This is a genomic window from Sphingobium sp. FW306-1B-F04DB, assembly GCF_058781925.1.
Genome location: NZ_JBYSXE010000003.1, coordinates 20,861 through 33,971, shown reverse-complemented (window position 1 = coordinate 33,971; position 13,111 = coordinate 20,861). Strand labels below are relative to the sequence as shown.

The 13,111-nt window shown below is 66.6% G+C and carries 14 protein-coding genes; 8 read left to right on the top strand and 6 right to left on the bottom strand.

The annotated features are described in order from the left end of the window. Position 1 precedes the first annotated feature (1 nt). The 5 genes from AC3WJD_RS03055 (at position 2) to mmsB (ending at position 4,565) form a co-directional block, all read left to right on the top strand. Positions 2 to 388: a RidA family protein gene (locus AC3WJD_RS03055; protein ID WP_492744409.1), complete on the top strand. Its 387-nt coding sequence runs from the start codon at positions 2 to 4 to the stop codon at positions 386 to 388. Then, positions 385 to 1,530, top strand: a complete 1,146-nt coding sequence (locus AC3WJD_RS03050; RefSeq protein WP_492744407.1) for an acyl-CoA dehydrogenase family protein — start codon at positions 385 to 387, stop codon at positions 1,528 to 1,530. The genes AC3WJD_RS03055 and AC3WJD_RS03050 overlap by 4 nt, the downstream gene beginning before the upstream one ends. Positions 1,531 to 1,681: 151 nt before the next feature. Then, positions 1,682 to 2,725, top strand: a complete 1,044-nt coding sequence (locus AC3WJD_RS03045; RefSeq protein WP_492744406.1) for an enoyl-CoA hydratase/isomerase family protein — start codon at positions 1,682 to 1,684, stop codon at positions 2,723 to 2,725. Between the two features lie 88 nt (positions 2,726 to 2,813). Beyond that, positions 2,814 to 3,587, top strand: a complete 774-nt coding sequence (locus AC3WJD_RS03040; RefSeq protein ID WP_492744404.1) for an enoyl-CoA hydratase — start codon at positions 2,814 to 2,816, stop codon at positions 3,585 to 3,587. Positions 3,588 to 3,680: 93 nt separating this feature from the next. Then, positions 3,681 to 4,565, top strand: a complete 885-nt coding sequence (mmsB, locus tag AC3WJD_RS03035) for a 3-hydroxyisobutyrate dehydrogenase (RefSeq protein WP_492744402.1) — start codon at positions 3,681 to 3,683, stop codon at positions 4,563 to 4,565. A gap of 26 nt (positions 4,566 to 4,591) precedes the next feature. Here mmsB and AC3WJD_RS03030 read toward each other — a convergent pair whose 3' ends face one another. Continuing rightward, entirely contained in the window at positions 4,592 to 4,996 is a 405-nt protein-coding gene (locus tag AC3WJD_RS03030) for a PilZ domain-containing protein (RefSeq protein WP_492744400.1), read from the bottom strand. 225 nt (positions 4,997 to 5,221) lie between these two features. On the opposite strand from AC3WJD_RS03030, the gene AC3WJD_RS03025 reads away from it, so the two are divergent. Both AC3WJD_RS03025 and AC3WJD_RS03020 read left to right on the top strand, forming a co-directional pair. Next, positions 5,222 to 6,223: a threonine aldolase family protein gene (locus tag AC3WJD_RS03025; protein ID WP_492744580.1), complete on the top strand. Its 1,002-nt coding sequence runs from the start codon at positions 5,222 to 5,224 to the stop codon at positions 6,221 to 6,223. After that, complete coding sequence (locus AC3WJD_RS03020) at positions 6,220 to 7,134, top strand: DMT family transporter (protein WP_492744399.1); 915 nt, start codon at positions 6,220 to 6,222, stop codon at positions 7,132 to 7,134. Before AC3WJD_RS03025 ends, AC3WJD_RS03020 begins: the two co-directional genes overlap by 4 nt. Here the strand turns inward: AC3WJD_RS03020 and AC3WJD_RS03015 are convergent. Then, positions 7,044 to 7,898 carry an SDR family oxidoreductase gene (locus AC3WJD_RS03015; RefSeq protein WP_492744397.1) on the bottom strand — a complete coding sequence of 285 codons (855 nt, stop codon included), beginning with the start codon at positions 7,896 to 7,898 and terminating at the stop codon, positions 7,044 to 7,046. The two genes, AC3WJD_RS03020 and AC3WJD_RS03015, sit on opposite strands and share 91 nt — an antisense overlap. A 64-nt stretch (positions 7,899 to 7,962) precedes the next feature. Here AC3WJD_RS03015 and pepN point away from each other — a divergent pair, with 64 nt between their 5' ends. After that, the gene (pepN, locus tag AC3WJD_RS03010) at positions 7,963 to 10,557 is read left to right on the top strand and encodes an aminopeptidase N (protein WP_492744396.1); all 2,595 of its coding nucleotides are present in this window, start codon (positions 7,963 to 7,965) and stop codon (positions 10,555 to 10,557) included. 76 nt (positions 10,558 to 10,633) lie between these two features. Here the strand turns inward: pepN and AC3WJD_RS03005 are convergent, their stop codons facing one another. The 4 genes from AC3WJD_RS03005 to AC3WJD_RS02990 are packed head-to-tail and all read right to left on the bottom strand — an operon-like array spanning position 10,634 to position 13,110. Next, complete coding sequence (locus AC3WJD_RS03005; protein ID WP_492744394.1) at positions 10,634 to 11,104, bottom strand: GreA/GreB family elongation factor; 471 nt, start codon at positions 11,102 to 11,104, stop codon at positions 10,634 to 10,636. After that, complete coding sequence (locus AC3WJD_RS03000) at positions 11,101 to 11,556, bottom strand: 3'-5' exonuclease family protein (protein ID WP_492744392.1); 456 nt, start codon at positions 11,554 to 11,556, stop codon at positions 11,101 to 11,103. Before AC3WJD_RS03000 ends, AC3WJD_RS03005 begins: the two co-directional genes overlap by 4 nt. A 16-nt stretch (positions 11,557 to 11,572) precedes the next feature. Continuing rightward, positions 11,573 to 12,160, bottom strand: coding sequence for an ABC-type transport auxiliary lipoprotein family protein (locus AC3WJD_RS02995; RefSeq protein ID WP_492744390.1), 588 nt, complete (start codon positions 12,158 to 12,160; stop codon positions 11,573 to 11,575). After that, positions 12,157 to 13,110, bottom strand: coding sequence for an MlaD family protein (locus AC3WJD_RS02990; RefSeq protein ID WP_492744388.1), 954 nt, complete (start codon positions 13,108 to 13,110; stop codon positions 12,157 to 12,159). The genes AC3WJD_RS02995 and AC3WJD_RS02990 overlap by 4 nt, the downstream gene beginning before the upstream one ends. Between the last annotated feature and the right edge of the window lies 1 nt (position 13,111).

The following is a 13,111-nucleotide window of genomic DNA, read 5'->3' as shown; positions in this document are numbered from 1 at the left end:
CATGGAGCTGATCGCGCACGACCCGGTCGAAAATATCTATCGGACCGGGTCGGACTGGGTGCACGCCATGGAGGTTCGGGGCGCCGAGCGCATGGTCTTCGTCAGCGGCACGATGGGGCTTGACCCCGCGGGCATGCCGGGCGCGACCCTCGACGATCAGCTCGAACTCATCTGGAACAACATTCGTACCATCCTCGCCAGCGCGAGGATGACGACTGACAATATCGTGCGGCTCACCAGCTATATGCGCGACGCGGGCTATGCCGAGGCCAATGCGGCCGCCCGTTGCCGCGCGCTGGGTGAGCGGCGCATCCCGACCACCGCCATCGTCGCGCAGACGCTCGAGAGAGACTGGCTGGTCGAAATCGAGGTAGTGGCAGCAGCATGACCAATCAGTTCGACCTCACCGAAGACCAGCGCGCGATTCAGGAGATGGCGCGCAAGTTCACCGCCGACGCGATCACGCCCTTCGCGGCCGAATGGGACGAGAAGCACATCTTTCCGCGCGACACGATCAAGGCCGCCGCCGAGCTCGGCTTCGCCTCGATCTACGTGTCGGAGGAGATGGGCGGGATCGGGCTTGGGCGGCTCGAGGCGGCTCTGATCATGGAGGCGATGGCCTATGGCTGCCCCTCGACCAGCGCCTTCATATCGATCCACAACATGGCGAGCTGGATGATCGACCGCTTCGGTTCGGCGGCGGTCAAGAACAAGTACCTCCCGCAGCTCGTCGGCATGGACAAGATCGCGAGCTATTGCCTGACCGAACCCGGCTCGGGCTCAGACGCCGCGGCATTGAAGACCAAGGCGGTCCGCGATGGCGACCATTATATCGTCACCGGCTCCAAGGCGTTCATCTCGGGCGGCGGCGAGAACGAAATCTATGTCACCATGGTCCGCACGGGCGAGGATGGCCCCAAGGGCATTTCCTGCCTCGTCATCGAAAAAGACATGGAAGGCGTCAGCTTCGGCGCCAATGAGAAGAAGCTCGGCTGGCGCTCACAGCCGACGAGCCAGGTCAATTTCGACGGCGTCCGCGTGCCCGTCGAGAATCTGGTGGGCGCCGAGGGTGAGGGATTCCGCATCGCGATGATGGGGCTCGACGGTGGTCGCCTCAACATCGGCGCCTGCTCGCTTGGCGGTGGGCAGCGCTGCCTCGACGAGGCGGTGAAATACACCAAGGAACGCAAGCAGTTCGGCAAGGCGATCGCCGACTTCCAGAACACGCAGTTCATGCTCGCCGACATGGAGACCGAGCTCCAGGCCGCGCGGACGCTGCTCTATGCCGCGGCATGCAAGGTGACCGCTAATGATCCCGACAAGACCAAGTTCGCGGCGATGGCCAAGCGGCTCGCGACCGACACGGGCTCCAAGGTCGTCAACGACGCGCTCCAGCTGCACGGAGGCTATGGCTTCCTGCAGGACTATCCGATCGAGCGATTCTGGCGCGACCTTCGCGTCCACTCGATCCTCGAGGGCACCAACCAGATCATGCGGATGATCGTCGGGCGCGAACTGACGCGGCAGTGACATTTTCTTCCGTCATGCCGGCCCTTCGACGCCGCCTGCGGCGTCGCTCAGGATAAACTTGGCCATGTATGGCCAAGGCTGGCATCTCGCGGCGCCACCAGAGATGCCAGCCTGCGCTGGCATGGCGCGAATATTGGGGTAACGGGAAAGCATGACCGACCAACTCATCATCCGCAACGAGGGCCGCGCCGGCCGCATCAGCCTCAACCGCCCCAAGGCGATCCATGCGCTCACCACCGAGATGTGTCAGGGCATCATCAACGTGCTCGAGAACTGGCGTGATGCGGGCGAGGTGGAGATTCTGTTCTTCGACCATGCCGAAGGCCGCGGCTTCTGCGCTGGCGGCGATATCCGCATGCTCGCCGAAAGCGGCGCGAAGGACGGCGCGGAGGCGCGGGCGTTCTTCCACGCCGAATACCGGATGAACCACCGTCTCTTCACCTATGCCAAGCCCACCGTGGCGTTCATGGACGGGATCACGATGGGCGGCGGCGTCGGCATCGCCCTGCCGTGCAAATATCGCGTCGCGACCGAGAATACGCGGCTTGCCATGCCAGAGACGGGAATTGGGCTGTTCCCCGACGTTGGCGGCGGCTGGTATCTCTCGCGCCTGCCGGGCCGCGTTGGCCAGTTCCTCGCGCTCACCGGCGCGCGGCTCGATGGTGCCGAGTGCCTGTCGCTCGGCCTTGCCACGCATTACCTCCCCGCCGAAGCGCTGGAAGAGGCCAAGTCGCGGATCGCCACCGATCCCTCGCGGATCGACGGCATATTGGGCCAGCTATCGGTGTCTCCGCCGCCCGCGCGGATCGAGGAGAGCCGCGCGTTGATCGACCGGCTGTTCGCGTCGGACCGTCTTGAGGACATCTACGACGCGCTCGAGGCCGACGGCAGCGACTGGGCATTGAAGGAGCTTGCGACGCTCAGGACCAAGTCGCCGCAGACGATGAAAGTCTCGCTGCGCCTGCTCAGGGAAGGCGCCGGCATGCACAGCTTCGCCGACGAAATGAAACAGGAATATGCGGTCGGCGCGCATGTCGTGCAGCGCCATGATTTCCTCGAGGGGGTCCGCGCGGTGATCGTCGACAAGGACAACGCCCCGCAATGGAACCCGGCTACGCCCGAAGGCGTGACCGAGCACATGCTCGACACGATCTTCGCACCGCTGCCCGAGGATGAGGCCTGGACGCCGGCCTGACGCTTTCCACGTCATGCCAGCGAAAGCTGACATCTTGCGTGGCCACCAGAGATGCCAGCCTGCGCTGGCATGACGAAGGAAAAAGAAGATGACATACGAAACGCTGCTCGTCGCAACCCGCGGCCCCGTCACGCTGATCACGCTGAACCGCCCGCAGGCATTGAATGCGCTCAACTCGCAGGTGCTTGCCGAGCTGATCGCTGCGCTCGAGGCCTTCGACAAGGACGACAACCAGGGTTGTGCGGTGATCACGGGCAACGAAAAGGCCTTCGCCGCGGGCGCCGACATCAAGGAAATGTCGGATCAGGGTTTTGCCGACATGTATGGCAGCAATTTCTTTGCGGGCTATGACCGCGTGACCGCGACGCGCAAGCCCGTGATCGCCGCGGTCGCGGGCTATGCGCTGGGCGGCGGATGCGAACTCGCGATGATGTGCGATTTCATCCTCGCCGCGGACAACGCGAAATTCGGTCAGCCCGAGATCAAGCTCGGCGTCTCGCCGGGCATGGGCGGATCGCAGCGCCTGCCGCGCGCGGTGGGCAAGGCCAAGGCGATGGAAATGTGCCTGACCGGGCGGATGATGGACGCCGAGGAAGCCGAACGTTCGGGCCTCGTCGCACGCATCGTTCCCCTCGGCGATCTCGTCGAGGACGCGATCAGGACCGCGACGGTGATCGCGGGGATGGCGCCGCTTGCGGTCAAGGCGAACAAGGAAATGGTCAACGCCGCCTACGAGACCAATCTGCAGATGGGTGTGCAGTTCGAACGCCGCCTGTTCCACGCGCTGTTCGGCACCGAGGACCAGAAGGAAGGCATGGCCGCCTTCGTCGAGAAGCGCCCGGGCAATTGGACGGGGAAGTAGACGGAACGAACGTCATGCCAGCGAAGGCTGGCATCTCTGGTGGCCACGCAAGATGCCAGCCTGCGCTGGCATGACGGAAAAGGACTGAGGATTATGGCACGCATCGGTTTCATCGGGCTCGGCAATATGGGCGGCGGCATGGCCGCGAACCTCGCAAAGGCTGGACATGACGTCCGCGCGTTCGACCTGTCCGAAGAGGCGCTGGCGCGCGCGAAGGAGGCGGGCTGCCTGCCCGTCGAGGACGCTGCGGCAGCCGCCGACGGGGCCGAGGCGATCGTGACGATGCTGCCGGCAGGCAAGCATGTCGAGCAGGTCTATACCGACGCGCTGTTCGGCAATGCCCAGCCGGGGACGCTGCTGATCGACTGTTCGACGATCGACGTCGCGACCGCGCGGCGCGTGGCCGACGCTGCCGCGGCCAAGGGGCTGATCGCGGTCGATGCGCCCGTCTCGGGTGGCATCGCGGCGGCGAACGAGGGCACGCTCACCTTCATGGTCGGCGGTTCGAACGAGGCTTTCGGGCGCGCCGAGCCGATCCTCGCCGCGATGGGCAAGGCGGTGATCCATGCGGGCGCGAGCGGGGCGGGACAGGCCGCGAAGATCTGCAACAACATGCTGCTCGGCGCGTCGATGGTCGCGACGTGCGAGACCTTCCTGCTCGCGCAGAAGCTCGGCCTCGACCTCCAGACATTCTTCGACATCTCCTCCAAGGCATCGGGCCAGAACTGGTCGATGACCAGCTATTGCCCCGTCCCCGGCGTCGGCCCCGTGACGCCCGCCGACCGCGACTATCAGGGCGGCTTCGCGACCGCGCTGATGCTCAAGGATCTGCGCTTGGCGATGGAGGCCGCGAGCGGTGTTTCGGCGGATGTGCCGATGGGCGCGAAGGCGGCTGAACTCTATGAGCAGTTCGCCGATGCCGGGCAGGGCGGGCTCGATTTCTCGGGTATCATCAAGATGCTTGCGGGGCGGGCCTGATCGCCAGGCTGCGCTTCCGCCGCGGCTTAGCGGACGCGGAAGCCCGGGCGCTTGTGATCGGTGGTCGGGCGAAACTGCGGCGGCACGACATATTCGCTTTGCTGCGACGTGGCGGGCGGAGAGAGCCGCGCCAGCGAGGGATCGATTCGCGTGTCGAACTGGAGCCCGAACAGATGCTCGTTGGTCCACGCCACACGCCCCGCGACCAGCCCGATGCCCGCGAGCAGCATATGGCCGCGCTGCCCCACGCGCAGCAACGTGTCGCTGCGGCCGCCGAAGCCACCTTCGGAAATATTGCGGATGCGGACCTTGACCACGCTGCCGTCCTCCAGCGCGAGCTGGCCGACGAAAAGGCGGCTGGTTCTCGGTTCGCGAGTCCTTTCTCCCATATCCGCCGGATCATGCGAATCCGGGGTGGGCGAATGATCCATGGGTGATCTCCATTTCACAAACTGCGGAGTGGTTTCCCATACTAACCCATATGCGGTATTCAAGCGATAAGCGGCCGGATTTGCGTTTTATTCGTCCTAACGACCCCGTTCCGCGCGACTTAAACCAGCTTCGATCAAGTTTGGTACGCCGATTGCCCGTCCGCCTGCCCCATAACGATACGCTTGCGTGTTGACGCGGCGGGGCGCCATGCGCATTGCGCTGAAATGCGCTTCTTTTCGGACAACGCCGCCCCCGCCTGCCAGCCCGTCCTCGACGCGCTGGTCGCCGCCAACAAGACCGACACCGCCTATGACGGCGATCGCTGGAGCCAGTCACTCGACGCGCGGTTTTCGGAACTGTTCGAGACCGAGGTGCGCGCGCTGTGGGTGGCGACGGGCACCGCGGCCAATTCGCTGGCGCTGGCGGCACTGTGTCCCCCGCATGGCGGCGTGATCTGTCACGCCCAGGCGCATATCCAGAATGACGAATGCGGCGCGCCCGAATTCTACACGCATGGCGCCAAGCTGATGCTAGTCGACGGCCCCGGCGCGAAGCTTACCCCCGATCAGGTGATCGCTGCGCTGGGTGGGGTGAACGCCGGGGTCCACTGGGTCCAGCCGCACGCGCTCTCGATCACCAACGCCACCGAATATGGCGAGGTCTATACGCCCGCCGAGGTCGCCGCGCTGGGCGCGGTGTGCCGCGAGCGCGGGCTCGGCTTCCACATGGACGGTGCGCGCTTCGCCAATGCCGTGGCCCATCTCGGCTGTAGCCCCGCCGATGTGACGTGGCGCGCGGGCGTCGATGTCCTCAGCTTCGGCTTTACCAAGAATGGCGGCATGGCGACCGAAGCGCTGATCTTCTTCAAGCCCGGGTTGGCGGAGGCGACCCACTATCGCCGCAAGCGCGCGGGGCACCTGCTTTCCAAGGGCCGCTATCTCGCCGCGCAGATCCTGGCGATGCTCGACGACGATGTCTGGCTTACCAATGCCCGCGCCGCCAATGCGGGGGCGCGGCTGCTCGCCGACGCAGCCGGCGCGCGGCTGGTCCACCGGGTCGAGGCCAACGAGGTATTCCTGCGCGTGACGCCGCAAGAGGCCGCGTCGTTGCGCGCGCTGGGCTTCGATTTCTACGACTGGGCGCAGGGCGAGGTGCGGCTGGTGACGAGCTGGCACCAGGATGTCGAGGCGATCCGGCCATTGGCCGACGCCATCGCCGCGCTGTGACCGCGCCCCCCGCTGCGGCGGCGAAGGGGCGCGTCCTCATCCCCTTCGTCATCGTCACGCTGATCTGGGGATCGACCTGGCTCGTCATCCGCGACCAGCTGGGCGTCGTGCCGCCGAGCTGGTCCGTCGCCTATCGTTTCCTGATCGCGGGGCTGACTATGCTCGGCTATGCGCTCGCGCGGCGCGAAAGCCTGAGGCTCGACCGCGCGGGGATGCTCTTCGCGATCGGCATGGCGCTGTCGCAGTTCGTGCTCAACTTCAACTTCGTCTATCGCGCCGAGCTCTACATCACCTCGGGGCTCGTCGCGCTGGTGTTCGCACTGCTCGTCGTGCCCAATGCGTTGCTGAGCCGGATCTTCCTCGGCCACAGGGTTTCAGCGCGCTTCCTGCTGGGCTCGGCGATCGCCATCGCGGGGGTCGCGCTGCTCTTCGTCCATGAGGCGCGTCGCGACGATGCCGCCGCGGGCAGCACCTTGCTCGGCATCGGCATCACACTGCTCGGCGTGCTCTGCGCCTCGGCCGCCAATGTGATGCAGGCGACCGAGCGGTCGAAACTCTATCCGATGGCGGTGATGCTCGCCTGGGCGATGCTGCTCGGCAGCGCGGTCAACGCGCTTTACGCCTGGGGTACCGCGGGGTCACCGGTGATCGAACTGCGCTGGGGTTACCTTGCAGGGCTGCTCTATCTGGGCGTGATCGCCTCGGCCGTGGCCTTCTCGCTCTATTTCGGCGTGATCCGCATGATCGGCCCCGCCAAGGCGGCCTATTCGAGCGTGCTCATCCCGGTGATCGCGATGCTGCTCTCGACGCTGTTCGAGGGTTATCGCTGGTCGCTGCTGGCCGCTGCCGGCTGCGTGCTCGCGCTCGCCGGGCTCGTGATCGCATTGAGGGCACGCAGCCCCGCGCGATAATCGGGATAGCGCGGCGCCCAGCCGAGCAGCCGCCTAGCCTTGCCGTTCGCGACCCGCCGGTTCTCCGCATAGAAGGCGCGCGCGGGGGGCGACAGCCCGGCCTGGTCAAGCGTCTGCAGCGGCGGGCGGGGCAGGCCTAGCAGCGCGCAGGCCTGTTCGACCACCGCGTTCTGCGACGCCGGACGATCGTCGGCGAGGTTATAGACGCCCGCGGGCCCGTCGAAGCCTGCGATCACGCCCGAAACGATATCGTCGACATGCACGCGGCTGAAGATCTGTCCGGGCAGGTCGATCCGGTGCGCCTTGCCCGCTGCGACGCGCTCGAGCGCCGATCGGCCCGGCCCGTAGATTCCGGGCAGGCGGAAGACGCGGACGTCGGCGCCGAGCGCCTGCCACGCCGAGTCGGCCGCGACGCGCGCCGATCGCCGGCCACCGCCCGTACGCGCGCTTTCATCGACCCAGGCGCCGCCGCTGTCACCATAGACCCCCGTCGAGGACAGATAGCCGATCCAGCGGGCAGGTGCTGCGGCGATCGCGCCGCCATAGCGCGCCAGCACGGGATCGCCTTCGCCCTCGGGCGGCACGCTTGACAGGATATGCGTCGCGCGCGCCAGCTCGGCGTGAATTGCGGGCGCATTGTCGAATGCCAGCGCATCGCCAGAAGCCTGGCGCCGTGTCCCGATCACGCGCCAGCCGCGCGCTTGCAGCGCTGCGGCGATGCGGCCCGCGCTATAGCCCATGCCGAAGATCAGGATCGAAGCCATGGCGCGTTCTACCCAGTGCCGCGGGTCATTGCACGGGGGAGTTGTCCCGCCTAAGTCTCTGTCCATGCTCGACGTCCAAACCGCCCCCGCCGCCCCCACGGTTGTCCGCCGCCTCGACTATCGCCCGCCCGACTGGCTGGTCCCCGAGATCGCGCTCGATTTCGCGCTCGACAGCCTCAAGGCACGCGTGAAGGCAAGGCTGAGCGTGACGCGCAACGGCGCGCACGACCGGCCGCTTCGCCTCGACGGCGATGGGCTCACCCCCGAGTCGGTCGCGGTCGATGGCAAGGTGCTCGACGCCGGTGCATGGCGGCTTGAGGATGGCGATCTGGTCGTCGATCTCCCCGGCACTGCGCATGTCGTCGAGACCGAAGTGCGTATCGCGCCCGAGCTCAACACCCAGCTGATGGGGCTCTATGCCTCGGGCGGGCTGCTCTGCACCCAGTGCGAGGCCGAAGGCTTTCGCCGCATCACCTTCTTCCCCGATCGGCCCGATGTGCTCACGCGCTATTCGGTGCGGATGGAGGCGGACAAGACCCGCTATCCGGTATTGCTGGCCAATGGCGATCCCGTCGCTTCGGGCGATCTGTCCGATGGCCGCCACTGGGCCGAATGGAACGATCCCTTCCCCAAGCCGAGCTACCTGTTCGCGATGGTCGCGGGCGATCTCGTCGCGAACCGGGACAGCTTCACCACCGCGTCGGGGCGCAAGGTCGATCTTGGCATCTGGGTCCGCAAGGCCGACCTGCCCAAAACCGATCACGCGATGCGCGCGCTCAAGGCGGCGATGGCGTGGGACGAGAAGAACTATGGCCGCGAATACGACCTCGACGTGTTCAACATCGTCGCGGTCGCCGATTTCAATTTCGGCGCGATGGAGAACAAGGGCCTCAACATCTTCAACTCGCGCTACATCCTCGCGGACCCCGACACCGCGACCGATGCGGATTACGACGCGATCGCGGGGGTCGTCGCGCACGAATATTTTCACAACTGGTCGGGCAACCGCGTCACCTGCCGCGACTGGTTCCAGCTGAGCCTCAAGGAAGGCCTCACCGTCTTTCGCGACCAGAGCTTTACCGCCGACCAGGGCTCGGCCGCGGTCAAGCGGATCGAGGACGTCCGTGTGCTGCGCGCCGCGCAGTTCCCCGAGGATGCGGGCCCGCTCGCGCATCCCGTCCGCCCCGATTCCTACATGGAAATCTCGAACTTCTACACCGCGACGGTCTATAACAAGGGCGCCGAGCTGATCCGGATGATGGCGGTGATGCTGGGCGCCGAGCGTTTCCGGAAAGGTGCCGATCTCTATTTCGATCGGCATGACGGCGAGGCCGCGACCTGCGAGGATTTCGTCACCGCGATGGAGGACGGCGGCGCGATCGATCTCGCCCAGTTCCGTCGCTGGTATGAGCAGGCGGGAACGCCGCGGGTCCGCGCGCAGCTCGAGCACAGCGGCACCACCGCGCGGCTCCACCTCGAACAGGGCGTGCCGGCGACGCCCGGCCAGCCCGACAAGCTGCCGATGGTGCTGCCGCTTCGCATTCGATTGTTCGGCGAATCGAGCGGCAAGCCGCTGGGCGAGGAACAGCTGGTACTGCTCGACACCGCCGAGCAGACCGTGACCTTCGAAAACATCGACGAGCGCCCGGTGCTCTCGATCAACCGCGGCTTTTCGGCGCCCGTCATCGTCGAGACCGATCGTTCGCCTGCCGATCTCGCATTTCTCTCGGCGCATGACGACGATCCCTTTGCGCGCTACGAGGCGATGCAGCAGCTGATGCTCGACACGCTGGTCGGCGCGGTCGCGGGGGGCAGGCCCGATCACGAAGCGGTGATCCGCGCGGTCCGCAATACGCTGACCGATCCCGCGCTCGACAAGGCGTTCATCGCGGAGGCGGTGCTGCTGCCGAGCGAGAGCTTCATCGGCGATCACATGCTGGTCGTCGATCCCGAGGCGATCCACAAGGCGCGCGAGGCGCTGCGCCGCGACCTCGGCGTGACGCTCGAGCAGGAATGGCGCGCCGCCTATGCCGCGACGCAGGCCAACCGGTTCGAATATTCGCCCGCGGCCAAGGGCGCACGCCGGCTGCGATCCGTCGTGCTGGGCTATATCGACGCCAGCGACGGGGCCGACGCCGCCGAACTTGCCTTTGCGCAGTTCGAGAATGCCGACAACATGACCGATCGTCAGGGGGCGCTCACCGTCCTTGCCAATGGCAGCTCGACGCTGCGCAGCAAGGCGCTGGACGCCTTCTACGCGCGCTATCATGACAATGCGCTGGTGCTCGACAAATGGTTCACCACCCAGGCGCTGTCGCCGCGCGATGATACCGTGGATCAGGTTGTCGCGCTGTCGCAGCATCCCGATTTCACGCTCGCCAATCCCAATCGCGCACGCGCACTGGCGGGGGCGTTCGCGGTCAACCAGCGCGCCTTCCACGCGCTCGACGGACGCGGCTACGACTATCTCGCCGATACGATCATCGCGCTTGACAAGCTCAACCCGCAGACCGCGGCGCGGCTCGTCCCGCCGCTCGGCCGCTGGCGTCGCTTCGGCGAGGAGCGGGCGGCCAGGATGCGCGCGGCGCTCCAGCGGATTGTCGACACGCCGGACCTGTCCAGGGACGTGTTCGAACAGGCCTCGAAGAGCCTCGCTTAGAGCCTGATCGTATGAAATCGAAGCACGGCGTGCTTCGATCGAGGGCGTGAATCAGGCTCTATTCAAAAGGCCGGGCTCAGTCGGGGATCGGCCCCACCGCCATGATCTCGAGCGCCTCGGGCTTGCCGCCGAAATCGACGCGATCGCACTCCCCCGCGCCGATAAGGGCGCGCGCGAGCGGTGATGTGAAGGCGATGCGCCCTGCAGCCGGGTCGGCTTCGTCAACACCGACGATGTCGACGCTGTGCCGGGTTCCCGCGGCGTCGGTATAGGTCGTGCGCGCGCCGAAGCGGATCGCGTCCCCCGCAAAGCCGGGCATGACCTGCGCGGTCGCGCGGCGCGCGCGCCAGTAGCGCAGGTCGCGCTCGATCGCCTTGGTCTCATCCTCGGTCGCAGCGGCCGCGAGCGCGGCTTCGAGCGCGGCCACGCGCGCCTCGGTCAGCGCCAGCCCGCGCGCGGTGACGAGGTTGGGGCCGGGCGGGATCGGCAGCTCGGGACGGGGTTCAAGATGCTCCTCGTCCACATCACGGCGAAAGGCGACGCTCATCTCGCTTCGCTTTCTATCACGAAATTGCGCAACGCGCGCGCATCGTGGAGCGCGTTGTGCGGCACCTTGCTGTTGCGGGCGGTGCTGAAGCCCGGATTGCTGAGCATTTCGAAGCGCAGGCTCCCGACATCGGCGATCAGCCCGGGGCCGACCATCAGCAGCTTGCAGAACAGCGCGATGTCGTCGGGCCAGTCGGCGACGATCTCGGGGTCTGGGTCGGCCGCGAGATAGGCGGCGACCTCGTGCGCAGCGCTCACCGGATCGAGCTGGAGGTCGAGTCCTTGCGGCACCATGTGCAGATAGGGAACGACATGCCGCTCTACCCAGGGCTCGATCGCCTCGGGCGATGGCAGCACCGCGTAGAATTCATTGTCGCCGAACTCGGGTACCAGCGCGATGCTCATCAGGGCGCCGCCAAAGCCGTTGAATTCGGTATCGAGGAAATAGCGCATGGCCGTGCCGGGATGGCTAGCTCCCGATCCAGGCGGCGACGTCGGCGGCCACCTTGTTGGCGGCCTCGTTGAGCGCGGCGCCGACCGGGCCGGCCTTCACCTCCGACACGGGAACGCGCGCCTCGAAGCGGCGCTCCTCGATCCGGTCGCTGCCGGGCAGCGTACGCGTCGCATCATAGGTCACGATTGCCTCCATCGCCTCGGCGTCGACGCCGAAATTCCGGAGATCGCCGCCGATACGCACGCCGGGGTCGAACGAGAACTGGCGGAAATCCATGACCACCCGGCCGGTCTTCGCCGCGATCGTCTCGGATAGCAGCGCGCCGAACAGCCGGCCCGGGCTGTCGACCCATTGCGCGTCCTTGACATAGGCGATGTTGGTGCCGTCGGCCTTGACCGGCACGCGATTGGTCGCGAGCGCGGCGGGCACGCGCGGCGGTAGCACGGTCACCGCTTCGCCGGGCCCGACCGATCGGCTCGTTCCTGCCGCAAGCGCACTGTCGGCACTGAGCGTCAACAGCGAGCTGGGCGGCTCGCTGCCGAAGCTGACGCAGCCCGCAAGCGTGAACGCCGCGGCGAGCGCGGTCAGCGATCCGATCTTCATTGACGGCCCCTTGGTTCGTAATCGGGAAGCTTGCGCGAGCCCACCAGCCCGCCCGCCCCATCGCGGTCGAGCCGCGTGGCGACCGCAGTAAGCGCTTCGGACATGTCGCGCAGGTCGCGCACGAGCAGCCCGACCTCCGGTATCGTCTGTTTCGAAAAGGCCTGCAGGCCGGGACGCGCGTCGGTGATCGCGCCATCGAGCGCGTCCATGCTCTTCTGCGCCGACTGGACGGTCTTGCGCAGGTCGGCGATCAGCGGCCGGCCCTCGCCGTCGAGCAGCTGGTTGGTCGTCCCCGCAAGCTTGCCGATCTCTTCCACCGCGACCCCCGCCTTCTGGATCGTCACGCGCGTCTCGGCCAGCGTGGCGGCGATCTCGGGGCCACGCTCGGCGAGCGAGCCCGAAAGCCGGTTCACATTCTTCAATATGCCCGCGATCGACGCCTGGTTCTCGTCGTCGAGCAACTGCCCCAGCCGTTCGGCCAGCGTAGTCAGCCTTTCGAGCAGCTGCGGCGCGTTGGACAGCAGCTCGCCGAGCGCACCGGGCTTGGTGGGGATGACAGGCTTGCCCGCGGGGCCGATATCGGTGATCGGCGGTGCGCCCTTGACCGCGCCGTCAAGCGTGATCTGCGACACGCCCGTAAAGCCGACACCCGAAATCTGCGCGGTCGTCCCCTGCAGGATCGGCGTTTCGTCCTTCACGCGGATGCGCACGCGGACGAATTCGGGATCCTGCGGCCATAGCGCGATTTCGTCGACCTGGCCCGAGGGCACGCCCGCAAAGCTGACCGCCGAGCCCTTCGACAGGCCGTCTACCGACTGTTTGAAGAAGATGTCGTAGAATTTCTCGCCGCCCGCGCCGAGCTGCGCAAGCCAGATCGTAAACAGCGCGAGCGCCGCGATCAGTGCAAGGACGACACCGCCGACAAGGACATGGTTGGAACGCGTTTCCATC